Raw genomic sequence first — 23,489 nt, forward strand, 5'->3', positions numbered from 1 at the left:
GGCGGAAGCCGGGCCGCTAATCCGTATGATGCGCCGCGAAAACATGGGGTTTCCATAGCAGCCAGCCAAGGAAATCGCAAAGCCCCCGGTGGCCGGCGGACCGTTCCGGGGGACCTGCAGAGCCTATCCCCGTCATCCCTGAGGAGCGCGGAGCGCGTCTCGAAAGATGAATCGGCCCGGCTGGTGGCCGTCGGCCCTTCGAGACGCGCTTCGCGCTCCTCCAGCGACAAAGGCGAAGCCTTTGCGCGGGGGTGACGGATCAAGAGCCGTATGCCTCTAGGCAGCCCGCCGCCGGGCGGGATTTCCGGCCACGATGGTGCCGGGGGCGACGTCCCGCGTCACCACGCTGCCGGCCCCGACCAGGGCGCCGTCGCCGATCGTGACGCCGGGCAGGATGATGGCACCCCCGCCGATCCAGACATCGCTGCCGATCCGGATCGGGCGGCCGAATTCCAGCCCGGCGCGCCGGGTCTCGGCGTCACGCGGGTGGTCGGCGGTATAGATCTGCACCGCGGGCCCGATCTGGGTGCGATCGCCGATCGTCACTTCGACGACATCGAGGATCACGCAATTGAAGTTGAGGAACACGCCGTCGCCGAGGCTGATATTGCTGCCGTAATCGCAGAAGAACGGCGGCCGGATCACGGCATCCTTGCCGACCTTGGGGAAGCGCTCGGCGAGCAGCGCGTGCAACTCGGCCGCGGAACATGCGCCGGACGCGTTGTAGCGCGCCATCCACTGTTCCGCCGCGGTATGGTCGGCGGCGAGTTCTGCATCGGGGCGATAGAGCTCGCCCGCCAGCATCTTTTGCTTTTCGGTCTTGTTCAACCAATCACTCCGAGCTGCGGGAACGCGCCGGGAGCGGCGGCCAGCGCCGCACGCGCCTTGGCGCTGTCGTCATCCATCTGGCGTATCAACGCCTCGATGGTGTCGAATTTCAGCTCTTCGCGAATGAAACCGATGAATGCGACATCAAGGACCGCGTCGTACAGATCGCCCTTGAAATCGAACAGGAACACTTCGAGCAGCGGCGCGCCGTTGTCGAAGGTCGGGCGGCGCCCGAAGCTCGCGACACCGTCGAACCGTTGCGAACCCTTTCCGACCCGCACGGCATAAATGCCGTGCTTCAGGCCGCAATGCTTGTCGAGGCGGATATTGGCGGTGGGGTAGCCGAGGTCGCGGCCGCGCTTCTCGCCGTGGATCACCTTGCCGGTGACGAACCACGGCCCGCCCAGCATCGTGGTGGCGTCGGTGACCTCGCCCTCGGCGAGCGCCATGCGGATGGCGCTGGAGGAGACCGGGCGCTCCTCGATGTCGACATGGGCCTGCACATCGACCTCGATGCCGAGCCGCGGCGCTTCGCTGACCAGCAGGCTCGGCGAGCCGACCCGGCCCTTGCCGAAATGGAAGTCGTAGCCGACTGCGATGCCGCTGATGCCGAGCCGGGCGATCAGGTCATGGTGGATGAAATCCTGCGCGGTGGTGCCGGCGCGCGCCTTGTCGAAGGTCATCACGACGGCGCCGGCGAGCCCGGTCGCTGCGAGCAGCCGCAGCTTGTTGGTCTCGTCCGTGAGGCGGAATTGCGGGGTGTTCGGGCTGAAGAAGCTGCGCGGATGCGGCTCGAAGGTCACCGCGAGCGCGGGCACGCCGCGTGCTTTGCCCATCGTGAGCGCCGCACCGATCACGGCGCGGTGACCGAGATGGACCGCCGTCGAAATTGCCCATCGCGACCACGGCGCCCTTCGGAATGGCGCTTTCGGGGGTGGTGTCGCGGATAACGGTAAAGCCGGTGCTCATGTCAGGGATTCTTCAAGGATTCTTAAGCATGATCGCTGTGCGCCGGACCGTGACGCGGCGGCGGCGTGGAAGTCAAGGCTGACTCTACTGCGTCAGGGTGCTCCTTCCGCCGTCATTGCGAGGAGCGACAGCGACGAAGCAATCCATCTATCCGCGTTTGTTGCCTAGTGGATTGCTTCGCTTCGCTCGCAATGACGGCTGGCAGCCTCCCTTAAGAGGGAGAGCCCCTGTGACGCAGTCGAACTGACGAAAATCGCGTCAAATCCGTAACAATCCGGATTCAGCCGGTTAACGCGCTGTTTAACGCCGGCTGTTAGTCGTTGGAGGAAAGCTGCGTTCGTGCAGAAGCCAGTTGCGTTTGTTGTTTTGGGGGAAAGATGGCGGTTGATTTGTCCATGCCGGTTCTGGTGGTTGATGATTACAGCACCATGATCCGCATCATCCGGAATCTCCTCAAGCAGCTTGGATTCGAGAATATCGACGATGCCTCTGACGGCTCCGCGGCGCTGAACAAGATGCGCGGCAAGAAGTACGGCCTGGTGATTTCCGACTGGAACATGGAGCCGATGACCGGCTACGACCTGCTCAAGGAAGTCCGCGCCGATCCCAATCTCGCAACCACGCCCTTCATCATGATCACGGCGGAATCCAAGACCGAGAACGTGATCGCGGCGAAGAAGGCCGGCGTGAACAACTACATCGTCAAGCCGTTCAACGCGGCGACGCTGAAGACCAAGATCGAGGCCGTGTTCCCGGACATGGCGACGGCGTAAGACGCTCGTCCATCCCATCAACTGAAATTCACGTCATGCCCGGGCAGGAGCGCGTCTTCGCGCTAGATGTCCCGGGCATTTTGCGTCTTCGGGGTTGAAAGCAGGGCGAGCGGACGCGTGCTGATTTCGGAATATTAGAAGAATAGCCCTGAGTTGCCCGACGTGTCAAGGCGGCCGGTCGAACACTGTCAGTAGCTCGTGATCTGTCGCCTGTTTGTAGCTCGTGAAGTGTCGTGTTTTCGGTGCCCCGGAACGAGGGGGGCACGATGGGCACGGCATCCATTCACGAGGGTGTACGACGGATGCGGTTTTCAGATTTGCTGGAACGGACGGAGGCGAGGGAACTGACGCAGGAGGCTGCTGCGGAGGTTCTCGGGATCAGTGTTCGGACCTTCCAACGCTGGGCGGAGCGTTATGAGGCGGAGGGCGATGAGGGGCTGGTCGACCGACGCATGGGACGGCGATCGCCGCGGCGGGCTCCAGAGGAAGAACTGGAGCGGATGCTGGGACTGTTCCGGGACAAGTACGCGGACTTCACGGTGAAGCACTTCCACGAGCAGCTGCAAAAGCGGCATGACTATATGCTGGGCTATACGGTGACGAAGCTCGCCCTGCAGGCGGCGGGCCTGGTACGGAAGGCGCCGAAGCGTTCGGCGCACCGCAAGAAGCGCCCACGCCGGCCGCTGCCGGGGATGCTGTTGCACCAGGACGGGTCGCGCCACGTCTGGATCGAGGATCTGCCGGCGATGGACCTGATCGTGACGATGGACGATGCGACCAGTGAGGTCTACTCGATGCTGCTGGTCGAGGAAGAAGGCACGACCTCGACGTTCCAGGCCTTGCGCGAAGTGATTGGCGAGCGTGGCTTGTTCTGTGCGCTCTACACCGATCGCGGCAGCCATTATTTCCTTACCCCAAAAGCTGGCGAGAAGGTCTCGAAGACGCAACAAACCCAGGTGGGACGGGCTTTATCGCATCTTGGGATCGAGCATATTGCGGCCTATTCGCCGCAGGCGCGCGGGCGCTCCGAGCGGCTGTTTGGTACGCTGCAGGACCGCCTGCCAAAGGAGCTGCGGCTCGCCGGGATCAGGACGGTCGAAGCCGCCAATGCGTGGTTGAAGGCGCATTACATCGCCGAGCACAACGCCGCATTTGCGATCAAGGCCGAACAGCAAGGCACCGCCTTCGTGGCCGACCGCCACGAGGCCTGGCGCGAGGCGCTGTGCGTGATCGAGGAGCGAACCGTCGCCAACGACAATACCGTTGCATGGAACGGTCGGCGGCTGCAGCTGCCGCAGAGCCGGCTCAGGCCTCACTTCGTCAGGGCCTTGGTGCGAGTGCATGAGTATCCCGATGGCACCCTCAGCGTGTTCTTTGGCCCGCATCGATTGGCAAGGTTTGCGCCTGACGGACAGCAGCTCAGCCCCGACGCGCCTCAGCCTGGCAGCGTGCTCGGAGCCGTCAAGGACAAGCCCTGGCGGGCGCGCAAGCGCGCGTCCTTGACCGCTCCTGCGCGCGCCGCCGTCGAGAAAGCGCGGGTCGGGACGGAGAAACGGGCTTCAAATCGAACAAAGAAACCGACCCGCAGGGCTGACCAGACCCCTCTATCCATGGCATGACAAACTCGGCGCACCCGTCCACGCCTTCCGGGGGCGCCTAAAACTCCAAAACGAAGGCGACAGATCACGAGCTACAAAAACACGACATCTTCACCCGCTACGGACAGGCGGCCGGTCGAACACCCGGCGCCGCGGGCTCCTTTGCATGGGGTTGTTTTCGATATTTTGGTGACGCGCCCGCTGCGAAGCGTCGCTACCACTTCAGCTCGCGCATCAGCGCCCGCGGCGGATGGCCGAACAATTCCTTGATCGATGCGGCATCGAGCTGCTCGATGCCCTCGAACTGCTCGGAATGGATGCCGCGGGTGACGAACAAGAGATCGATGCCGAAGTTGTGGGCGCCGGTGAGGTCGGTGCGCACGGAATCGCCGATCGCGAGCACGCGGCCGAGTTCGGTCGGACGCCCGCGGCGCTCGGTGGCCAGCGCCATGGCGCGCTCGTAGATCGGCCGGTGCGGCTTGCCGTAGAAGATCACCTCGCCGCCGAGTTCGCGATAGAGCTCGGCGACCGCGCCGGCGCAGTAGATCAGCCGGTCGCCGCGCTCGACCACGATGTCCGGATTGGCGCAGACCAGCGTGAGCTTGCGCGCGAGCGCCTTGAGCAGCGTGTCGCGGTAGTCCTCGGCGGATTCGGTCTCGTCGTCGAACAGGCCGGTGCAGATGATGTAGTCGGCCTGCTCCAGCGGCACCAAGGTGGCGTCGAGGCCGCGATGGATCGAGCTGTCGCGCTCCGGACCGATCCAGAAGATCTTCTGGCCGGGATGATCAGAAACGAAATGGCGGGTCAGGTCGCCGGACGAGACGATCGCGTCATAGGTCTCGTCCGCGACGCCGAGCTTGCGCAGCTGGCGCTGCACGGAATCGGCCGGCCGCGGCGCGTTGGTGATCAGGATGACGGTGCCGCCCTGCTTGCGGAATGTGTGCAGCGCCTCGCAGGCCTCGGGAAAGGATTCGAGCCCGTTGTGCACGACGCCCCAGATATCCGACAGCACGACATCGACGCCGCCAGTGAGGTCGCGCAGCCGTTCGACGAAACGCAGCGAACTCATGATGCGAGCCGCCGGTTAGTTCGGGCCGACGGCGCGGCGCGCCAGCGCGGCGCTGCCGGTTGCGCGCGACGGCGCTGCGGGGTTGGAGACAGGTGCTGAAGTGCTGGCGCCATTAACGTCCTGGGGGTTGGCCTGCGGAGCCTCGGCGGTAGCAGATGCCCCCTCCGGCCGCAACGGCCGCGGCGGTGCGAACAGGAAGCCCTGGCCGAACCGGACATCATAGTCGAGCAGATCGACCACCGAGCGCTCGCCCTCGATCCGTTCGGCGATCAGGTCGATGCCGTAGCGGCCGAGCAGGTCGGACAGATCGGAAGGATGGATATCGGTGGTCGCGATCTGCTTGGCGTCGAGCAGCAGCGCCGCCGGCACCTTGATGAAGCGGACGCCGCGATCGGCGAGCTCGCGCGGCTCGAAGCGGAGATCGCTGACATGGTCGATCGAGAAGCGGTAGCCGCGCTGCGCCAGCGCCGCGAGGTTCTCGCTTTCGACCGCGCCGAGATTGCGGAAGGTCGCCTGCTTGAACTCGAGCACGAAGGACGGCGCCAGCGCGCGGTTGGCCTCGAGGAAGTCGAGGCATTGGGTGAAGTACTCCGGGCTGGACAGCGTCGCCGCCGAGACGTTGCAGAACACCCCGACATCCTTGCTGCGGATCATCAGGCGGCGCAGCACCTGGACGCAGCGAAGCATCACCATGTGATCGATGCGGCCGATCAGGCCGCCGGCCTCGGCGGCCTCGATGAAATCTTCGGCGGCCAACACCTGGTCGCGCTCGTCGCGCAGCCGCGTCACCGCCTCGTAATAGCGCACCTTGCGCTGCGGCAGCGTCACCATCGGCTGCAGGTAGATGTCGAGGCGGTTCTCGTCGATGGCGTGCTTGATCGTGCCAATGAGCTGGGTCTGGCTGCGTGAGACCGGCGACGGAGGCGCGGGCGGCGGCGGGGCCGCAAACACGACGGTCGGAGCCGGCGCGACCGGCTGCAGCAGGTCGTTCCGCGGAGAGGCGACCGGCTGCGCCACCGGAGCTGCGGCCAGGAGATCCTCATGATGGGCAACCGACGCCGCGAGCTGCCGCACCAGTCCGCCGAGCTCGTTGATCTCGCCGGCCATGCCCTGCATCCGGTCGGCGCCGGTGGAATTGGCCGAGGCGACGCGGCCCTCGACCGCGGCCAGCCGGCGGCCGAATTCGGCGACCTGGCGGGCGAGGTCGGCGGTGCCGCGCGACAGATCCGCGATCTGGCCGCCGACATCGCTGCGGTCGCGCAGCCGCATCGAGACGGCGTTGTAGAGGATCAGGCAGGTGAGGGCGGTGAGCGCCACGATCGCCGATTCCGATCCGCTGATGCCGGCCACCGAATACAGCACGAAGCCGAGCGAGGCTGCGACCAGCACCATGCAGATGGCGATGAAGATCGTCGAAATGCGAATCATGTCGCGCGCCCGCGCCCTCTGTCCGAACGTCCCCGGAGCGATACCTTAGCACCATTGTTGATTCGACGGGCCTGCGATCTTCGGAACCGGCTGGAACTGCACATGATTTTCGCCTCCTTGGTCAGAGGTCGGCGGCCGCGATCCAGAACACCTCGCCCTCGGAGTCCTCGGTGTCGAGCCAGAGCAGCGGCAGGTTCGGATAGGCCGCCTCGAGATTGTCGCGGCCGCGGCCGATCTCGCAGAGCAGCCCGCCCTGCGGGGTCAGATGTTGTTTGGCCTCATCGAGCAGGCGGCGGACGATATCGAGCCCGTCAGGGCCGCCATCGAAGGCGATCTTCGGCTCGGCGCGGCACTCGCGCGGCAGCGAAGCCATGCCTTCGGCATCGACATAGGGCGGGTTCGAGATGATGAGATCGTAGCTGACGTGGCCGAGCGGCTTGAACAGGTCGCCGCGATGCAGCGTCAGGCGGTCGTCGAGGCCGTGGTCGGTGACGTTGCGCGCAGCGACCTCGAGCGCATCCTTTGAAATATCCACCGCGTCGACCGCGGCGTTGGCGAAGTGCCGGGCGGCCAGGATCGCCAGGCAGCCGGAGCCGGTGCAGAGGTCGAGCACGCTGCCGACCGCCTCGGGATCGCCGATCAGCGAGGTGCCGTCCGCGTCGCCGCCGAAATGCGAATCCAGCAATTCGCCGATGAAGGAGCGCGGCACGATGGTGCGCTCGTCGACATAGAACGGCAGGCCGCGCATATAGACCTTGTTGACGAGATAGGCGGCCGGCTTGCGCGTCGCGATCCGCCGCTCGATCAGGTCGATGATCTGTTTGCCTTCGGCCACGGTGACGCGGGCGTTGGCGAAGTTCTCGAACTGGTCGGGATGCAGATGCAGCGTCTCGCAGATCAGGAACGCGGCCTCGGCCACCGGATCGGTGGTGCCGTGCGCGAACACGAGTTTGGCCGCGTTGAAGCGGCTCGCCGCGTAGCGCAGGAAATCGAACAGTGTGCGAAGCTCGCCGGCGCCGACCTTGGGCGCTTTCGGCACGGCGGGGCTGCGCTTTGCCGGCACTTTGCTGCGCTTGGCCATCAGGATTTGGTCCAGCGCGCGGCGGCGGCATCGTCATGATCGCGCGCCTCGATCCAGCTCGTGCCGCGCGCGCTCTCCTCGCGCTTCCAGAACGGTGCGTTGGTCTTGAGATAGTCCATCAGGAACTCGGCGGCCTCGAATGCGGCCTGCCGGTGCGCCGAGGCGGTGACCACAAGCACGATGTTCTCGCCCGGCACGATACGGCCGAAGCGATGGATGATGGTGAGGCCCTGCAACGGCCAGCGCGACAGCGCCTTGTCGGCATGGCGCGCGATCTCGGCTTCCGCCATGCCGGGATAATGTTCGAGCGTCAGCGCGGCGATCGGCTCGCCCTGTTCGTTGCCGCGGCAGATACCGCTGAAGCTGACGACCGCGCCGACATCGATGCGGCCCTTGCTCAGGCCAGCGATCTCCTGCGCGACGTCGAAGTCGGCTTCCTGGATGCGGATGGTCGCTGTAACAGCCATGATTACTTCTTTATTTGACGCGTTTTCTTCACGCGAACCGGTATCCACTTCGCTTGAAAACGCTCTTCTTAGCCGCCGGTCATCGGCGGGAAGAACGCGATCTCGCGGGCGCCCGAGATCGCAGCATCCTGCTTGACATGGGCGTGGTCGATCGCGGCGCGGATCACCGTGGGCTTCTCGAAGGCATAGGCGTAGGCATCGTCGCGCGCGGCAAGCCAGCCGATCAGTTCGCCGACGGTGCGCACCTCGGCCGGCGGCTCGACGGTCTCCTCGGCCTTGCCGACGCGTTCACGCACCCAGGCGAAATATTTCAGCTTCATCCCTCATCCTCCTTGATGAGGTGATGGATGCCGGCGCGGAAGTAATCCCAGCCGGTGTAGATCGTGAAGATCGCCGACATCCAGAGCAGCACGATGCCGATCAGGGTGGTTGCCGGGAACACCTGCTCGCCCGCTTCGCCGGCGATCAGGAAGCCGATCGCCACCAGCTGGATCGTCGTCTTCCATTTCGCGAGCTTGGTGACGGGAACGCTGACCCGCAGCCCTGCGAGATATTCGCGCAGCCCCGAGACCAGGATCTCGCGGCACAGGATCACGATCGCCGCCCACAGCGTCCAGCCATGGATCGAGTTGTCGGCGGCGAGCATCAAGAGGCTGGAGGCGACCAGCAGCTTGTCGGCGATCGGATCGAGCATCCGGCCGAAGGCGGACTGCTGGTCCCACATCCGGGCATAATAGCCGTCGAGATAGTCGGTGATCCCTGCCGCAATGAACACGGCCAGCGCCACCCAGCGCAGCCACAACGGGCCGTCCAGGATCGACTGCCAGTAGACGCAGCCGATCACCACCGGGATCGCGGCGATTCGGGCGTAGGTCAGGATATTCGGGAGGGACATGGTCTTGGTCTGTCCCCGGGTCGTGGCGATGTTCATCCGTTCTACCAATACCGCTAAAGCAAGAAGGTCAACCGTGCGGGCGCTAGGGCGCGACGAGATTACGCGGAATCGTCATGGCGCCTTAGCCCCTTGTTTAAGCATGAGCTTTTCGGACGGCCGCCTCGCACTTTTGCGCATCATGCCCTAGATGCCCTGTCGCAGGCGACGTCCTGATGACTCGCCTTTGGTTTAACCCGGCTGGGCGTGGAAAAACTCGAAAATCTTGCGGGCACTCTCGGCGCTGACGCCGGGAACCTTGCCGAGGTCGGCGATCGAGGCCCGCTCGATCTCCTTGAGCGTTCCGAAGTGGTGCAGCAGGGCACGTTTGCGCGACGGGCCGATCCCCGGGATCTCCTGGAGGCCGGCCTCGCGGATGTCCTTCTTGCGCAGCTTGCGGTGCGAGCCGATCACGAAGCGGTGGGCCTCGTCGCGCAGCCGCTGGATGAAATAGAGCACCGGGTCCCGCGGCTCCAGCTTGATGGCCTCGCGGTCCGGCATGAACAGGGTCTCGCGCCCGGCGTCGCGCTCCGGACCCTTGGCGACCGCCATCAGCGAGACCTGGGTCAGCCCGAGATTCTCGAAAATCTCCCTGACCGCGTTGAGCTGGCCGCGGCCGCCGTCGATGATGACGAGGTCGGGCCATTGCGGGAACGAATCGTCGTCCGCCTTGTCGTCTTGCCTGGCTTTCGCGGCGTCGCCCTCCGGCGGCTTCAGGAGCCGCTTGAAGCGTCGCTCCAGCACCTCGCGCATCATCCCGTAATCGTCGCCGGGCGTCAGCCCCTCGGACCTGATGTTGAACTTGCGGTACTGGTTCTTCATGAACCCGTCGGGGCCCGCCACGATCATCGCGCCGACCGCGTTGGTGCCCTGGATGTGGCTGTTGTCGTAGACCTCGATGCGCTTTGGCGTGTGCGGCAGGCCGAGCGTCGTGACCATGCCCTCCAGCAGCCGGCTTTGCGTCGCGGTGTCGGCGAGCTTGCGGCCGAGCGCCTCGCGCGCGTTGGTCAGCGCGTGGCCGATCAGCTCCTTCTTCTCGCCGCGCTTCGGCACGGAGACCTCGACCTTGGAGCCGGCCTTCACCGACAGCGCGTCGGCGAGCAGCGCGCTTTCCTCGATCTCGTGCGACAGCAGGATCAGCTTCGGCGGCGGCTTGTCGTCGTAGAATTGCGCGAGGAACGAGGACAGCACCTCCTCCGGCGTAAAACTCTTCTCGGCCTTCGGGAAATAGGCGCGGTTGCCCCAGTTCTGGCCGGTGCGGAAGAAGAACACCTCGACGCAGGAATAGCCGCCTTCCTGGTGGATCGCGAACACGTCGGCCTCTTCGACCGTGCGCGGATTGATGCCCTGCTGCGACTGGATCGCCGACAGCGCCGCGAGGCGGTCGCGATACAGCGCCGCGGTCTCGAATTCGAGCTCGCCGGAGGCCTTCTCCATCTCGGCCGCGAGCAGCTCCTTCACCGCGTGGCTGCGGCCGGAGAGGAATTCGGTCGCCTCGCGCACCAGCTCGCTATAGCCGGGGAAATCGATCTCGCGGGTGCAGGGGCCTGCACAGCGCTTGATCTGATAGAGCAGGCAGGGCCGGGTGCGGCTTTCGAAGAAGCCGTCGGTGCAGGAGCGGATCAGGAACGCGCGCTGGAGCGCCGTGATGGTGCGGTTAACCGCGCCTGCGTTGGCGAACGGGCCGAAATAGCGGCCGGGCCGCGACTGCGCGCCGCGATGCTTGAGGATCTGCGGCGCCCAATGGTCGCCGGTGATCAGGATATAGGGAAACGACTTGTCGTCGCGCAGCTGCACGTTGAAGCGCGGGCGCAGCTGCTTGATCAGATTGGCTTCGAGCAGCAGCGCCTCGGTCTCGGTCATGGTCGAGACAATCTCGACCTGCGTGGTCGCCGCGATCATGCGCAGGATGCGCGCCGGCAGCGGCGCGTTGGCGCGCGCATAGGACGACAGCCGCTTTTTGACGTTCTTCGCCTTGCCCACATAGAGCACGTCGTTGGCGGCGTTGAGCATGCGGTAGACGCCCGGCGAGGTCGGGGCGAGGCGGACCGCGTTCTCGATCGCGGCATGCCCGACCGAGAGCGTGCCCTCGCCGACCGCCTCAATGGCGTCCTCGTGAGCCTCGGGAAGACGAGCGTCATCCTCCTCCTCGGCGGCGGAGGTTTCGGGATCGACATCGCTGGTGTCGAGCGTCGGGTCGTCCTGCGGCAGGTCTGACTTCGAACCGCGCCGCGGCTTGGGATCAGGCCTGGAATCAGCTTTGGGGGCCGGCGCCGGACGCTCGGGAGAATCGTGAACCATGGGCCGTAAATTAAGCGCTTGGGCGACCGGTCGCCAGCGTTGGCGGCGCCGGAAAACAACCCCGATTGCAGCAGCTTACCAGCCTCGCGCAATCGCCGGGGAGGGTGCGTAACACCTTGTTAAGACTGATGAGCGGGCCGGTAACCGGGCTTAACAGCCCTTTAACTTAAAACTCTCGATAAATCTTGGCGAAAAAGGTGGAGTTCCGTAACCACGCCGGCCCTGGGCCAGCGGGCTGCGGCAGTTGCGTGGTGGAGAGTACCAATGACCCGGTTCGTTGCGCGTGCGCTGGCACTGATCGTCGCAGGCTGGACGACCTCGGCGGCGTCGGCGGACCTCAACTACGGCTCGCCCTATACTGTCTATCAGCCGCTCAACGCCTATAGCTGGGCCGGTCCTTACCTCGGCGGCAACGTCGGCTATGGCTGGGGCTCGGTCGAGAACAACCCGACCAAGCCGTCCGGCTTCGCCGGCGGCGTGCAGGCCGGCTACAATTTCCAGAACGGCTCCCCCTGGGTGTTCGGTATCGAGGCCGATATCCAGGGCTCCACCGCGGACGATCGGTTCGCGCCCTGGAAGTTCTCCAACCCGTGGTTCGGCACGGTACGCGGCCGCGCCGGCTATGCGGTCAACAACGTGCTGTTCTACGCGACCGGCGGTCTCGCCTTCGGCGAGCTGCGCGGCGAGACCTTCGGCATATCGGAGACCCACACCAATGCGGGCTTCACCGTCGGCGCCGGCGCCGAAATGGGCTTCGCCCCGCACTGGAGCGCCAAGATCGAGTATCTCTACGTCGATCTCGCCAACAGCAACTTCGCGATCACCGGCGGCGTGTCGAACGGCTACAGCTTCAGCCTGGTTCGCGCCGGCATCAACTATCACTTCTGAGAACAAGAAGACGTTGACCATCAACTCCCGGCCGCGCCTCGCGCGGCCGGGTTTTTCTTTGTGCTGATCATGTCGACATCGCGCAGCACGCGCGCCGCGGCATCCGTGAATCCAACCGGTGGGCCGCACGCCTCGGATATGCGGCACGGCCAGTCGCGTCCGCATCCATGCAGGTGGTCATGCAGCGAGCGCGAGCCACGCGCCCGGCATTCAACTCACACGCAACGCTTCATTCGGCGTTCATCACGAGTCGCGCATTGCGAGCTCGTCATGAGACCACCAGGTTGACCGCCTTCGGGCCCTTGCCCTTCTTGTCCGGCTCAACCTCGAAACTAATGCGTTGTCCTTCAGTCAGGTCCTTCAATCCTGCACGTTCGACGGCTGTGATGTGAACGAACACATCGCGGCCGCCATCGTCAGGCTTGATGAAGCCGTAGCCACGCTCTCCATTAAAGAACTTGACTGTCCCAGTCATGGCCATCGGGAAACTCCTCCCCCGTATTGCTCCACCGCTACGCGCACGCCGCGTAGCGGTTGACCGACATTCGCTTGTCGGAAGCTTGGCCACCTGAACAGGCCGGCGTCACGCCGCCGGTCTGCCTGGATTTATTTCGGCCTTGTCACTCCGCCGCAACCATTCGCGGAAGCGGAACGTAAAGCCAGTCGTAACAGGATGAGCATAATACGGTTCCGCGCAAATTGCCTATGCTCAAATCGAACTTTTCAGTGGGTGCTACAGTTCAAGGTTTAGGCGTTTCGAGTCTGAAGCGTGCCGCGCCGCCTTGACCGAGCGGCTTCTCGAGTTCGGGCAGGATGATCTTCAGCTCGCCCGCCAGCGTCCACGGCGGATTCACCATCAAAAGGCCCGTGGAAACGAGGCCGGCGTCCGCTTCTTGCGGCGCGACACTGAATTCCAAGCGCAAGCATTTGCCAGCGGGTCGGCTGCTTGCTGCTGCAGCGGCAACGCTGCGCGCGAGGTCGTCAGTGGCTCTCCGGGATTTTACGGGGTACCACAAAAGATAGGCGCCGGTCGGCCACTTCGCGAACGCTTCGGTGAAAGCGCGCGCCAGCCGCTCGAACTCGTCGTTCGCCTCGAATGGTGGATCGATCAGCACCAGGCCGCGCCGCTCGTTCGGCGGTACGAATGCAGGTAGCGCCATCCAGCCGTCGAGATCGACGACGCGCGCCTGCGCGTCGCGCCGCAACGCATCGATCAGTTGCTTGCGCGCCGTCGGTTCGATCTCGCAGGCGGTGAGGCGATCCTGCGGACGCAGCAGCGCCCGCGCGATCAGCGGCGAACCGGGATAGGCTTTCAGTTCGCCTCGCGGATTGAAAGCTCTGACGATGTCGAGATAGGGAGCGATCAAGGGCAACGCCTTGTCGGAGAGCCGCGCCTGCATCAGTCGCGCGATGCCGGTCAGCCATTCGCCGCCGCGTTCGGCCTCGCTCGACATCAAGTCATAGAGGCCGGCGCCGGCATGGGTGTCGATGACGCGGAACGGCGCCTGCTTTTCCTGCAGATAGGTGAGCATGCGCACCAGCACGATGTGCTTGATGACGTCGGCAAAGTTGCCGGCATGAAAGGCGTGACGGTAGTTCATGCTGTTATCGCGCTGCGCTCCAGAGGGAGCGAATGTTGTACTTCGTCATGCCCGGGCTTGTCCCGCCTTCGCTAAAGCTTCGGCGAGGTTAACGTCTGAGCTGGGCGAAGCCTTGGCGTAGCCGGCTCCTGGGCCCCTGCGCCTTATCTCACCTGTTTCGTGACGGCACAGGCGGTCGGCACATTCCGCGCGACGATGCGTGGCGCGCGGCGGCCCGGTCATGACGCGGAGAGTGTCAGCCGCCGCGCACCGGCGGCAGCAGCACCTGATCGCGGCGGCAGGCGCGGCGATCGATTTCCTCGCAGGAGCGGAATTGCAGATCCTTGCTGAGGCAGATCCGGACCTCGCTGAGGCGCTTGCTGTCGCAGGTCACCGAGATTGCGGAGTTGCTGAGCCCCGGATTGGCCTTGATGAACGCGGTCTCCAGCTCGTCGGGTGCGATCGTCTTCGGCTCCGACAATTGCAGGAATTCCTCGGGGATTTTCACCGCGGCGCGGGCCTTGCGGATGGCTTCGAAATAGGCGCGCTCGCCGAGACCGGAGCAGGTGCCGTGCTTGTCCCACTCGTTATAGATCAGCCCGGGCGCCGGCATCAGGTCGAGCATCGAGGTCATGATGTTGCGGGCGAGCCGCGGCGAGGGCCGCTGGCAGTATTCCGGAAAGCCCCGCTCATATTGCGGCCAGAGGCCGTGCACCACGAACGAATAGGGCCGTCCGCCGCATTGCGCCTGGGTGCCGCGGCCGTTGCTGCCGCGCTCGCTCGCCGCCTCGCAGAACGACGGCGACCACGACAGCGACAGCACATAGAAATCGAACTCGCCCGGCGCATTCTGGCGGCGGTCCTGGGCCGAGGCGCCGGCCGCAGCGCCCAGAACAAACGCGATCGAAATCAGGAATCGGGAAATTGTGACGAACCGAGGCATCAAAACGCTCCCCTCACGCGAACGTTCGGAGCCTAGCAGGCCGCCGGAACATTTCAAGAACAAAAGCCGCCATCTGAACGATGGCGGCTTCCATTTACCCAATCTGGCCGAAGAATCAGGGCCGGGCGGCCCGGCAGGACGGATTGTAGGCCCAGTTGCGGTCAAGCCCGCTCACGCACCATTCGACGCCATCGACGTATGCGCCTCCGGCAAAGCCGCCGTCCTCGATGATCGAATAGTGCACCTTGCGCACCTTGCCGTCGCTCAGCATCGCTTCGCCCGAGCAGTAGCGGCGCGGAATATTGTCGGACTGCCACGGGCGGAACGCGGTCTCGTGGATTCCGCTGAAACCGGTGATCACGAGCGGCGAATTCCAGAAGGTGGCTTCCTTTTCCTGGAATTGATAGCTGATGGTCCTCAAGGCCTTGTCGCAGGGTGCCACATTGCCGTCATAGCGCGGGCCGGACAGCCAGAAATTCAGTTCGAACGGATTGGCCGCCTGGGCGGTGCCCCCGGTAGCCAGCATGCCGACCACGAGTGCGGCGCCGAGGCCAAGCGTGCGGCCGAGTTTGTTGCGGGAGTTGAACAGGTTGCGCATGGGAATCCACCCGATTATCCGATGCGGGGGACGGTGCCGTGAAGCCCCGGCAAGGTCAAGTGCAGCACGGCAACACCTGCAGAGAAGTCCACTTTTGGCAGCCGGCTCGTTCTTTTCACGGTCGTCCGCGCACTCTATGTTGGCCTCAAGCGAAATGGAGTCTGCGATGCGAAGGAAATTGGCCGCGTGCCTGGTTGCCGTTTGCGGGATGCTGGCCGTTGGTTCGGCGCGAGCCGACTGGATGCAGCCGGTGCCGCCGTTCAAGGGCAATGATACCGGCGGTATCATCGCCTACTCGCTGGCGACCCAGACCGACGCCCGGCAACTCGCCGTCGACCACTGCGCCGCCTACGGCAAGGTCGTCAAGTTCCTTGCGGTGCAGCGCTATCCGGGCGGCTACATCTCCTTTGCCTGCCGTTGGGTACCCTATGGCACGGCCCAGAGGCCGGTGCGCGCGCTCTACTGAGCGCGCCCAAATCCTTTGATCGTTCAGCCGGGGAGCCAGCCGCATGACCCGACAGCTTGCCTTGCTTGGTTCTGCTGTTTGCCTTGTCCTGTCCGCCGGCGCCGCGAGCGCCGTCGACCTGCCGATCCGCAAGCCCGGTCTGTGGGAGATGAAGATGGTGCGCACCGGCGGGCCGATGCCGGAAATCACCATGCAGCACTGCACCGACGAGACCACCGACAAGGAAATGAGCGCGGCGGCCTCGCCGATGGCCAAGGAAGTCTGCTCCAAGCAGGATATCCAGAAGACCGCGACCGGCTATGTCAGCGATAGCGTGTGCAGCGTCGCCGGCATGTCGATGCAGAGCCATGCGGAGATCGTCGGCGATTTCAACTCCGCCTACACGGTGAAGAGCACCTCGCATGCCGAGGGCGGCGCGGCCGGCTCGCGCGACACCACCATGACCATCGAGGCGAAATGGCTCGGTGCCTGCAAGAGCGACCAGAAGCCCGGTGACATCATCATGCCCGGCGGCATGAAGATGAACGTCAAGGACATGGAAAAGCTGAAGGGCCTGCTGCCCAAGCAGAAGTAAGCACCGCGCATTCGTTTGCCGCTGCGCGTTCAACACGGCCTCTCTCATGTGGAGAGGCCGTGTTGCTTTCGGCCATCATCGTTGCGCGCAGCTCGCGACAAAACTGCAAACTACTTTGCGCTGAAGTGTCGCGCAGTCCATCTGGTCCTTCCCCGTCACACGTTCGTGCGACCCGTTGGCGCACGATGAGTGGACGAAAATCAACGTCGTCGACGATCGCTGCGTGCCTCACACCCGAGACGATCTGAGAGAATGTGGACTCGTATCGAATGCGTCGCGGTGCATGCTTGCTGCTGCTGCGCTTCGCTTTGAATCGTTCCAGCACTACACATCTTGAATCGCTCCAATGTTGCGCGCCGCGCGCGCTTCAAGCGATTCTAGTTTGCGCGTGTGGAATTTCGCCGATCACGCCGATAGAAGTCCGCCCCATTCGGTGCCGCGCAATGACGAACACGCGGCTCGATCAAGATCAGTCTGGGGGATGTGTTCGGTGGGAATGGCTTCGTGTCGGAGCAGGCGCAGCTTGCTTGGATCAACGGCTGCGATCAATGCAGCGTTTCTCGGTTCGGTCATGCTTGTGCCGATTGGTGCAAACGTCGCCAGCGCTCAGCAGACGCAAGCCAGCCCTCCGCAGATCAGCCCTGCGCAGAACAATGTCAGCGTGCTTCCTGCTGTGACAGTGGATCAACCCGATGCTGCAAAGAAGCGCGGCGCTGCCGCGTCAAGTCAGAATACGAGGTCTTCGCGCGCGGTCGCCACGAACCGGCGTCGTGCTGTTGCAGCGCCCGCTCAGGGCCAGGCTCCGCGGTCGCAGGGCACAGCTGGCGCGATCGGGGCGACCACCGGTTACGTCGCGAGCGGCAGCACGGTCGGCACCAAGACCAACACGGCGCTGATCGAGACGCCGCAGTCGCTCTCGGTCGTCACGCAAAAGGAGCTCAGGGACCGTAACGTTCAGACGCTCAAGGACGCCGTCAATTACACGCCCGGCGTGACCACCACGGCGTTCGGCTACGATCCCCGGTTCGACAGTTTCTATATCCGCGGCTTCGATGCGACATATACCGGGATCTATCGCGACGGCCTGCGTCAGGGCGGCGGCAGCTTCGTCATACCGAAGATCGAGCCGTACGGTCTCGACAGCGTGTCGATCCTCCGCGGGCCGGCCTCGGGCCTCTATGGCCTCGGCTCTCCAGGCGGCATCGTGGACGTCACGACGAAGCGGCCGACCTTGACGCCGTTCGGCGAGGTACAGCTGCAGGGCGGCACCTACGATCGTTACCAGGGCAGTTTCGATATCGGTGGTCCGGTGCCCGGCAGCGATCAGCTGTACTACCGGCTGACCGGCCTGCTGCGTGACGCAAAGACCTGGTATCCCGGCAACGACGACGACCGCACCTATATCGCGCCGGCGCTGACCTGGCGGCCGGACACCGATACGTCGTTCACGATCCTGAGCGAATATCAAACCAGCCGGACCGCCGCGAGCATCGGCAATTTCCGCACGCCCGACGGACAATTGACCAACATCTACTCGAACGATCCAGCCTTCAGCGCGATGGATCAGAAGCAGTATCGCATCGGCTACGCGTTCGAGCACAACGTCGACGACGTCTGGACGGTGCGGCAGAACTTCCGCTTCTATCAGGTCGATACGGACGCGAAATACACCCAGATCGATTCCGTCGACGGCAGCACCAATCTCGCGTCGCGCTCGGCCTGGCGGATCCTGGATAGTTTCAACACGGTCACCCTCGACAATCAGGCCGAGGCCAAGTTCATGCTCGGCGCGATCAAGAACACGGCGCTGTTCGGCGTCGACTACGGGCACTCCTACTACAACGACAAGATCGGCTACGGGCCGGCGCCGGATCTCAATCTCCTGACGATGAACTACGGCGCCCAGGCCATTGCGACGCCGGCCTTCTCGATCTTCAACAAGCAGTCGACCGACGAGGTCGGTGTCTATGCGCAGGAGCAGGCCAGGCTCGGCGGTTTGATCCTGACGCTCAATGGGCGCCAGAGCTGGGTCTCGCAGACGACGACGGCAGGTCTCGACGGCGTGCCGTCGACGCAGAAGGTGACCGCCTTCACGGGTCGCGCCGGCCTCAGCTACGTCTTCGACAACGGCCTTGCGCCCTATGTGAGCTACGCGACGGCATTCGCCCCACAGGTCGGCGTCGATGCATCGGGATCGCCGTTCAAGCCGACCACCGGCGAGCAAAAGGAAATCGGCATCAAGTACCAGATGCCGCAAATCCCTGTGCTGCTGACCGCCGCGGTGTTCGACATCACCCAGGACAATGTGCTGCGCACCGATCCCGGCAACATGGCGTTCCAGGCGGCAACCGGGCAGGTCGAATCCAAGGGCGTCGAGCTCGAGGCGAAGCTGGCGCTCAAGCAGGGATTGGATCTCACCGCGGCCTACACTCATCTCAACGTCGTGATCACGCAGGGCAATCCCGATACGACCGGCAATGAGCTCTCCGGCATTCCGCAGAATTCCTTCGCCGCCTTCGGCAAATACACCTTCCAGTCCGGCGTCCCCGTCGAGGGGCTCGGGCTCGGTCTCGGCGTTCGCTACATCGGGACGAGCTTCGGCAACGACCAGAACACGTTCCAGAATGCGGCGACGACGTTGTTCGATGCCGTGATCGATTACGATCTGGGCAAGCTGGACCGGCGCTTCCTCGGCGCCATCATGCGCGTCAACGCCACCAACCTGTTCGACACGCGCTACCAGACCTGTCAGTCCGGCTACTGCTACCCCGGCGAGCGGCGTCAGGTCATCGGTACCTTGTCCTACCGCTGGTAGCTCAAGGCAGCCGAAGGATTGGCCTTCGCTAAACCGGCACCCGCACCTGCGCCCGCAGGCCGCCCATCGGGCTTTCGCTCAGCATGATGTCGCCGCCATGCGAGCGCGCGATGTCGCGGGCGATCGCAAGGCCGAGGCCGGTGCCGCCTTCGTCCTGGTTGCGGGCATCGTCGAGCCGCAGGAAGGGCTTGAACACTTCCTCGCGCATGTTGGCGGGAATCCCGGGCCCGTCATCGTCGACCGTGATATGGAGATAGCGGTGGTCGCGCTGGCCGGTGATCGAGATCGTGTTGGCGTGGCGCGCGGCGTTGGAGACGAGGTTGGCGAGGCAGCGCTTGAACGAGGCCGGCTTTACCGTGACGACGGGCAGGCCGTGGAACGCGACGGTCGCAGTGTGGCCGTTTCGCTCGGCGTCGCTGCGCAACTCCTCCAGTGCCAACGCCATGTCGGTCGGCTGCGCGACCTCGCCGGAATCGCCGCGCGCGAAGGCGAGATAATCCTCCAGCATCATTGCCATCTCGTCGACGTCCTTGCGCATCGCGTCGATTTCGGGGCCTTCGCCGATCAGGGCGAGCTCGAGCTTGAAGCGGGTCAGGATGGTGCGCAGGTCATGCGACACGCCGGCCAGCATCGCGGTGCGCTGCTCGATCGAGCGCTCGACGCGCGCCTTCATCTCGATGAAGGCCTGTGCCGCGCGCCGCACCTCGCGCGCGCCGCGCGGCCGGAAATTCGGCGCCTCGCGGCCCTTGCCGAAGCTTTCGGCGGCGTCGGCCAGCCGCAGGATCGGCTTGATCTGGTTGCGCAGGAACAGCACCGCGACGATCAGGAGGATGGTCGAGGTCCCGAGCATCCAGAAGATGAAGATCTCCGAATTGGAGGCGTAGGCCGCGCTGCGCTGGGCGAAGATCCGCATCACCGAATCGTCGAGCTGCACCCGGATCTCGACCAGATTGGACTTGCCGACGGTGTCGATCCAGAACGGGCGGCTGATCTGGCGCCCGAGCTGCACCGAGAGCGTCTGGTCGAGCAGCGAGAAGAACGGCTTCGGCCCGGGCGGCGGCATGTCGCCGGCGGGGAGGAAATCGACCACCAGCTGCAGCTTCTGGGCGATGTGGCGCAGCTGCGCGCGGTCCTTGTCCTGCGGATAGTTCTTGTAGACGTCGATCAGCGCGGCAATGTCCGAGACCACCGCGGCCGACAGGCGCCGTGTCACCGTGTTCCAGTGCCGCTCCATGAACACGAACGCCACCACGGTCTGCAGGATCACCATCGGCACGATCATGATCAGCAGTGCGCGGGCATAGAGGCCGGTCGGCATCCAGCTCTTGAACGCATTGCCCATCCAGCCGTTCGCCTTCGAGACGCGCTGCGAGGCGTTCTTGATCAGGGTCAGGCCGGAGTCGAGCGTGCTCATGGGATGTCTTACGGCGAGGCCACCAGGCGATAGCCGATGCCGCGCACCGCCTGCAGGAACAGCGGATTGGCGGGATCGTGCTCGATCTTGCGGCGCAGACGGTTGATCTGCACGTCGACCGCGCGCTCGTTGACGGTGCCGCCGCTGGTCAGCTCGGCGCGCGGCACGGTTTCGCCGGGGGCGCTCGCGAGGATGCGCAACATCTCGCGCTCGCGGTCGGTGAGATGGATGATCTCGTCGCCCTGGCGCAGCTCGCTGCGCTCGATGTGGAAGATGTAGGGGCCGAACGCGATCTGCTCGACGGTCGCGACCTGCGGCGGCGCGGTGCGCTTGAGGATGTTGCCGATGCGCAGCACGAGCTCGCGCGGCTCGAACGGCTTGGCGACATAGTCGTCGGCGCCGATCTGCAGGCCCTCGATGCGGGCCTCCGCCTCGTGGCGCGCGGTCAGCATGATGATCGGCACCGACGAGGAGCTGCGGATGAAGCGGGCGAGGTCGAAGCCGTTCTCGCCGGGCATCATCACGTCGAGGATCAGCAGGTCGAAATGCAGACCGAGCAGCTTGGCGCGGGCGTCGGTGGCGCTCATCGCGGTCGTGACGCGATAGCCCTCGCCGGACAGGAAGCGCGACAACAGGTCGCGGATACGGCGGTCGTCGTCGACCAGAAGGAGATGCGGCGCGTCGTCGGCCGGCTCGACCGGCGCGCGCATCATGGTTGCAGCCTGCACCAGGTTCACTCCCTTGTTTTTTTGCCGCCGCCGAAGATCGCTTCGAGCACCTTGTCGGGGTCGTCGCGGTCGATCATCGCGCGGAGGAATTGGCGAACCGTCTCGACGCCGGCCGGATCGACGCCGGCGACCGCGCGGTTGATGCGGTCGGTCTGCAGCCCGGCGAGCTTGGCGACCAGCGCCTCGCCCTTCGCCGTCGCGTAGAGCAGGCGCTGCCGGCGGTCATTGTTGCCGGTCTTCTGCACGATGTAACCTTCGTCCAGCAGCTGCTTGAGCACGCGCCCGAGCGACTGCTTGGTGATGCGCAGCACGTCGAGCAGGTCGGCGACCTTCAGCCCCGGATAGCGGGTGACGAAGTGGATGACGCGGTGGTGGGCGCGGCCGAAGCCGAACGCCTCCAGCTCCTGGTCGGCGTCGCCGACAAAGTCGCGATAGGCGAAGAACAAGAGCTCGATGATGTCCCAGCGGAGATCGCGCGTGCCTGCCGCGGGAGCGTGGTCATCTCCCTGCGAATCGGGCTTGCCAGCCATGCCTGAGAAATTTATGTCAGTCATATTGACGTATCTTGGGTTCAATGTTACAAAATTGCCTGTTACGACGAAACATTAGGTCGTTTTGTCCTCGACAGCGTTTATGGCGGCCTGAAAGAGCCTGTGAGGCGGTTTGGGCCGCAAATTGGACTACCGTGCGATTGTCGAGCGGCATTTCGGCAAACATACTGGACTTCAGCGTTCCGCAAAAGCATGTCTAAACCGCATGTTGGCGATGGAAACCGGCGGCCCGGCCGGCGGTGGTGAAGTCCGGGCCAGCCGAGCCTAATGGCTCCGGGGGAAACAGGCCGGGGCCCGGCATGGCGCCGGTTCCGATAGCGGAAAGCAAGAAAAATGACTTTGAAATTCGACATCCAGCCTTCGCCGACTGCGACGCCCGACAAGGACCGCGCGGCGAAGCTCGTGGACCCGGGCTTCGGCCGTATCTTTACCGATCACATGGCGATTGTCCGCTACAGTCAGGGCAAGGGCTGGCACAGCGCCCGCGTCGAGGCACGCGCGAATTTTCCGCTCGATCCGGCCGGCGCGGTGCTGCACTACGCCCAGGAAATCTTCGAAGGTCTCAAGGCCTACAAGCGCGACGATGGCGGCGTGAACCTGTTCCGCCCGGATGCCAACGCCCGCCGCTTCCATGATTCGGCCGAGCGCATGGCGATGGCGCCGCTGCCCGAGGATGTGTTCATCGAGGCGGTCGAGCAACTGGTGCGGATCGATCGCGCCTGGATCCCGGGCGGCGAGGGCAGTCTTTATCTGCGGCCCTTCATGATCGCGAGCGAGATCTTCCTCGGCGTGAAGCCGTCGGCCGAATACATCTTCTCGGTGATCGCCTCGCCGGTCGGCTCCTATTTCAAGGGCGGCCCCGCGCCGGTGTCGATCTGGGTGTCGGAGAATTACACGCGCGCCGCGATCGGCGGCACCGGTGCCGTGAAGTGCGGCGGCAACTACGCCGCCAGCCTGCGTGCGCAGGCCGAGGCGATCGAGCGTGGCTGCGACCAGGTCGTGTTCCTCGACGCGGTCGAGCGCCGCTACATCGAGGAGCTCGGCGGCATGAACGTCTTCTTCGTGTTCGACGACGGCTCGCTCTCGACGCCGCCGCTCGGCACCATCCTGCCCGGCATCACCCGCGATTCGATCATCGCGCTCGCCAAGGATGCCGGCACGCAGGTGCGCGAGGAGCCCTACACGATCCAGCAGTGGCGCACCGATGCGGCCAGCGGCAAGCTGAAGGAGGCGTTCGCCTGCGGCACCGCCGCCGTGATCTCGCCGATCGGCAAGGTGTGCTCGGCGAGCGGCGATTTCCAGATCAGCGGCGGCGTGGCCGGTCCGGTCGCCATGGGTCTGCGCAAGAAGCTGGTCGACATCCAGTACGGTCGCACCAACGACCCGCACAACTGGATCAGAAGCGTCGCCTGACCGGCACCGTCATTCCGGGGCGATGCGCAGCATCGAGCCCGGAATCTCGAGATTCCGGGTCTGGTCCTGCGGAC

At 64.7% G+C, this 23,489-nt stretch carries 22 protein-coding genes and 1 pseudogene; 7 read left to right on the forward strand and 16 right to left on the reverse strand.

The window, feature by feature from the left end; all coding sequences use genetic code 11:
* Window positions 1-276: 276 nt before the first annotated feature.
* Both ACVILL_RS19555 and ACVILL_RS19560 read right to left on the reverse strand, forming a co-directional pair.
* Window positions 277-828, reverse strand: a complete 552-nt coding sequence (locus ACVILL_RS19555) for a sugar O-acetyltransferase (RefSeq protein WP_456730553.1) — start codon at window positions 826-828, stop codon at window positions 277-279.
* Window positions 825-1,797, reverse strand: a pseudogene (locus tag ACVILL_RS19560) (bifunctional riboflavin kinase/FAD synthetase). The gene ACVILL_RS19555 and the pseudogene ACVILL_RS19560 overlap by 4 nt, the downstream one beginning before the upstream one ends.
* 377 nt (window positions 1,798-2,174) lie before the next feature.
* Between ACVILL_RS19560 and ACVILL_RS19565 the strand changes: the two are divergent.
* Together ACVILL_RS19565 and ACVILL_RS19570 are read left to right on the forward strand one after the other, a co-directional pair.
* On the forward strand, window positions 2,175-2,570 hold the full coding sequence (locus ACVILL_RS19565; RefSeq protein WP_016844467.1) for a response regulator: 396 nt from the start codon (window positions 2,175-2,177) through the stop codon (window positions 2,568-2,570).
* A 302-nt stretch (window positions 2,571-2,872) separates the two neighbouring features.
* The gene (locus tag ACVILL_RS19570) at window positions 2,873-4,189 is read left to right on the forward strand and encodes an ISNCY family transposase (protein WP_456727712.1); all 1,317 of its coding nucleotides are present in this window, start codon (window positions 2,873-2,875) and stop codon (window positions 4,187-4,189) included.
* 193 nt (window positions 4,190-4,382) lie between these two features.
* On the opposite strand, the gene ACVILL_RS19575 is transcribed toward ACVILL_RS19570, so the two are convergent.
* From ACVILL_RS19575 to uvrC, 7 genes are all read right to left on the reverse strand, one after another.
* Window positions 4,383-5,237 (reverse strand): TIGR01459 family HAD-type hydrolase, encoded by an 855-nt coding sequence (locus ACVILL_RS19575; RefSeq protein ID WP_456730554.1) that lies wholly within the window; start codon window positions 5,235-5,237, stop codon window positions 4,383-4,385.
* Window positions 5,238-5,252: 15 nt separating this feature from the next.
* Window positions 5,253-6,665 (reverse strand): EAL domain-containing protein, encoded by a 1,413-nt coding sequence (locus tag ACVILL_RS19580; RefSeq protein ID WP_456730555.1) that lies wholly within the window; start codon window positions 6,663-6,665, stop codon window positions 5,253-5,255.
* A 121-nt stretch (window positions 6,666-6,786) separates the two neighbouring features.
* Complete coding sequence (prmB, locus tag ACVILL_RS19585) at window positions 6,787-7,746, reverse strand: 50S ribosomal protein L3 N(5)-glutamine methyltransferase (protein ID WP_456730556.1); 960 nt, start codon at window positions 7,744-7,746, stop codon at window positions 6,787-6,789.
* Entirely contained in the window at window positions 7,746-8,213 is a 468-nt protein-coding gene (locus ACVILL_RS19590; protein ID WP_456730557.1) for a molybdenum cofactor biosynthesis protein MoaE, read from the reverse strand. Before ACVILL_RS19590 ends, prmB begins: the two co-directional genes overlap by 1 nt.
* A 68-nt stretch (window positions 8,214-8,281) precedes the next feature.
* Window positions 8,282-8,533, reverse strand: a complete 252-nt coding sequence (gene moaD, locus ACVILL_RS19595) for a molybdopterin converting factor subunit 1 (protein WP_456730558.1) — start codon at window positions 8,531-8,533, stop codon at window positions 8,282-8,284.
* Entirely contained in the window at window positions 8,530-9,144 is a 615-nt protein-coding gene (gene pgsA, locus ACVILL_RS19600) for a CDP-diacylglycerol--glycerol-3-phosphate 3-phosphatidyltransferase (protein WP_016844474.1), read from the reverse strand. The genes moaD and pgsA overlap by 4 nt, the downstream gene beginning before the upstream one ends.
* Window positions 9,145-9,336: 192 nt before the next feature.
* Window positions 9,337-11,445, reverse strand: coding sequence for an excinuclease ABC subunit UvrC (gene uvrC / locus ACVILL_RS19605; protein ID WP_456730559.1), 2,109 nt, complete (start codon window positions 11,443-11,445; stop codon window positions 9,337-9,339).
* A gap of 264 nt (window positions 11,446-11,709) precedes the next feature.
* Between uvrC and ACVILL_RS19610 the strand changes: the two genes are divergently transcribed.
* The gene (locus tag ACVILL_RS19610) at window positions 11,710-12,333 is read left to right on the forward strand and encodes an outer membrane protein (RefSeq protein WP_456730560.1); all 624 of its coding nucleotides are present in this window, start codon (window positions 11,710-11,712) and stop codon (window positions 12,331-12,333) included.
* Window positions 12,334-12,601: 268 nt separating this feature from the next.
* Here the strand turns inward: ACVILL_RS19610 and ACVILL_RS19615 are convergent, their stop codons facing one another.
* From ACVILL_RS19615 to ACVILL_RS19630, 4 genes are all read right to left on the reverse strand, one after another.
* Window positions 12,602-12,814, reverse strand: a complete 213-nt coding sequence (locus ACVILL_RS19615) for a cold-shock protein (protein WP_013501119.1) — start codon at window positions 12,812-12,814, stop codon at window positions 12,602-12,604.
* Between the two features lie 259 nt (window positions 12,815-13,073).
* Window positions 13,074-13,934, reverse strand: a complete 861-nt coding sequence (locus ACVILL_RS19620; protein WP_456730561.1) for a 23S rRNA (adenine(2030)-N(6))-methyltransferase RlmJ — start codon at window positions 13,932-13,934, stop codon at window positions 13,074-13,076.
* A 235-nt stretch (window positions 13,935-14,169) separates the two neighbouring features.
* The gene (locus ACVILL_RS19625; RefSeq protein WP_456730562.1) at window positions 14,170-14,856 is read right to left on the reverse strand and encodes a ribonuclease T2 family protein; all 687 of its coding nucleotides are present in this window, start codon (window positions 14,854-14,856) and stop codon (window positions 14,170-14,172) included.
* Window positions 14,857-14,971: 115 nt separating this feature from the next.
* A complete protein-coding gene (locus tag ACVILL_RS19630; RefSeq protein ID WP_456730563.1) occupies window positions 14,972-15,454 on the reverse strand; it encodes a hypothetical protein in 483 nt (160 codons plus the stop codon).
* Between the two features lie 166 nt (window positions 15,455-15,620).
* Between ACVILL_RS19630 and ACVILL_RS19635 the strand changes: the two genes are divergently transcribed.
* The 3 genes from ACVILL_RS19635 (at window position 15,621) to ACVILL_RS19645 (ending at window position 19,309) form a co-directional block, all read left to right on the forward strand.
* Entirely contained in the window at window positions 15,621-15,920 is a 300-nt protein-coding gene (locus ACVILL_RS19635) for a hypothetical protein (protein ID WP_456730564.1), read from the forward strand.
* A 43-nt stretch (window positions 15,921-15,963) separates the two neighbouring features.
* Entirely contained in the window at window positions 15,964-16,494 is a 531-nt protein-coding gene (locus tag ACVILL_RS19640; protein WP_456730565.1) for a DUF3617 domain-containing protein, read from the forward strand.
* Window positions 16,495-17,173: 679 nt separating this feature from the next.
* Window positions 17,174-19,309: a TonB-dependent siderophore receptor gene (locus ACVILL_RS19645; protein ID WP_456730566.1), complete on the forward strand. Its 2,136-nt coding sequence runs from the start codon at window positions 17,174-17,176 to the stop codon at window positions 19,307-19,309.
* A gap of 28 nt (window positions 19,310-19,337) precedes the next feature.
* Here the strand turns inward: ACVILL_RS19645 and ACVILL_RS19650 are convergent, their stop codons facing one another.
* From ACVILL_RS19650 to ACVILL_RS19660, 3 genes are read right to left on the reverse strand one after another with little or no spacing between them, the layout of a single operon-like run.
* Window positions 19,338-20,723 carry an ATP-binding protein gene (locus ACVILL_RS19650; RefSeq protein ID WP_456730567.1) on the reverse strand — a complete coding sequence of 462 codons (1,386 nt, stop codon included), beginning with the start codon at window positions 20,721-20,723 and terminating at the stop codon, window positions 19,338-19,340.
* A gap of 8 nt (window positions 20,724-20,731) precedes the next feature.
* Window positions 20,732-21,436, reverse strand: a complete 705-nt coding sequence (locus ACVILL_RS19655) for a response regulator (protein WP_456734300.1) — start codon at window positions 21,434-21,436, stop codon at window positions 20,732-20,734.
* A 20-nt stretch (window positions 21,437-21,456) separates the two neighbouring features.
* On the reverse strand, window positions 21,457-22,005 hold the full coding sequence (locus tag ACVILL_RS19660) for a MarR family winged helix-turn-helix transcriptional regulator (RefSeq protein ID WP_456730568.1): 549 nt from the start codon (window positions 22,003-22,005) through the stop codon (window positions 21,457-21,459).
* A gap of 330 nt (window positions 22,006-22,335) precedes the next feature.
* Here ACVILL_RS19660 and ACVILL_RS19665 point away from each other — a divergent pair, with 330 nt between their 5' ends.
* Entirely contained in the window at window positions 22,336-23,415 is a 1,080-nt protein-coding gene (locus ACVILL_RS19665; protein WP_456730569.1) for a branched-chain amino acid aminotransferase, read from the forward strand.
* The last annotated feature ends 74 nt before the right edge of the window (window positions 23,416-23,489 follow it).

The sequence above is a fragment of the Bradyrhizobium sp. USDA 3364 genome, from assembly GCF_054056355.1.

Excerpts from the sequence above, each read along its gene's own strand:
- ACVILL_RS19565 (WP_016844467.1), top strand. The coding sequence starts at position 2,175 with ATGGCGGTTGATTTGTCCATGCCGGTTCTGGTGGTTGATGATTACAGC.
- ACVILL_RS19570 (WP_456727712.1), top strand. The coding sequence starts at position 2,873 with ATGCGGTTTTCAGATTTGCTGGAACGGACGGAGGCGAGGGAACTGACG.
- ACVILL_RS19575 (WP_456730554.1), bottom strand. The coding sequence starts at position 5,237 with ATGAGTTCGCTGCGTTTCGTCGAACGGCTGCGCGACCTCACTGGCGGC.
- ACVILL_RS19580 (WP_456730555.1), bottom strand. The coding sequence starts at position 6,665 with ATGATTCGCATTTCGACGATCTTCATCGCCATCTGCATGGTGCTGGTC.
- prmB (WP_456730556.1), bottom strand. The coding sequence starts at position 7,746 with ATGGCCAAGCGCAGCAAAGTGCCGGCAAAGCGCAGCCCCGCCGTGCCG.
- ACVILL_RS19590 (WP_456730557.1), bottom strand. The coding sequence starts at position 8,213 with ATGGCTGTTACAGCGACCATCCGCATCCAGGAAGCCGACTTCGACGTC.
- moaD (WP_456730558.1), bottom strand. The coding sequence starts at position 8,533 with ATGAAGCTGAAATATTTCGCCTGGGTGCGTGAACGCGTCGGCAAGGCC.
- pgsA (WP_016844474.1), bottom strand. The coding sequence starts at position 9,144 with ATGAACATCGCCACGACCCGGGGACAGACCAAGACCATGTCCCTCCCG.
- uvrC (WP_456730559.1), bottom strand. The coding sequence starts at position 11,445 with ATGGTTCACGATTCTCCCGAGCGTCCGGCGCCGGCCCCCAAAGCTGAT.
- ACVILL_RS19610 (WP_456730560.1), top strand. The coding sequence starts at position 11,710 with ATGACCCGGTTCGTTGCGCGTGCGCTGGCACTGATCGTCGCAGGCTGG.
- ACVILL_RS19615 (WP_013501119.1), bottom strand. The coding sequence starts at position 12,814 with ATGGCCATGACTGGGACAGTCAAGTTCTTTAATGGAGAGCGTGGCTAC.
- ACVILL_RS19620 (WP_456730561.1), bottom strand. The coding sequence starts at position 13,934 with ATGAACTACCGTCACGCCTTTCATGCCGGCAACTTTGCCGACGTCATC.
- ACVILL_RS19625 (WP_456730562.1), bottom strand. The coding sequence starts at position 14,856 with ATGCCTCGGTTCGTCACAATTTCCCGATTCCTGATTTCGATCGCGTTT.
- ACVILL_RS19630 (WP_456730563.1), bottom strand. The coding sequence starts at position 15,454 with ATGCGCAACCTGTTCAACTCCCGCAACAAACTCGGCCGCACGCTTGGC.
- ACVILL_RS19635 (WP_456730564.1), top strand. The coding sequence starts at position 15,621 with ATGCGAAGGAAATTGGCCGCGTGCCTGGTTGCCGTTTGCGGGATGCTG.
- ACVILL_RS19640 (WP_456730565.1), top strand. The coding sequence starts at position 15,964 with ATGACCCGACAGCTTGCCTTGCTTGGTTCTGCTGTTTGCCTTGTCCTG.
- ACVILL_RS19650 (WP_456730567.1), bottom strand. The coding sequence starts at position 20,723 with ATGAGCACGCTCGACTCCGGCCTGACCCTGATCAAGAACGCCTCGCAG.
- ACVILL_RS19655 (WP_456734300.1), bottom strand. The coding sequence starts at position 21,436 with ATGATGCGCGCGCCGGTCGAGCCGGCCGACGACGCGCCGCATCTCCTT.
- ACVILL_RS19660 (WP_456730568.1), bottom strand. The coding sequence starts at position 22,005 with ATGACTGACATAAATTTCTCAGGCATGGCTGGCAAGCCCGATTCGCAG.
- ACVILL_RS19665 (WP_456730569.1), top strand. The coding sequence starts at position 22,336 with ATGACTTTGAAATTCGACATCCAGCCTTCGCCGACTGCGACGCCCGAC.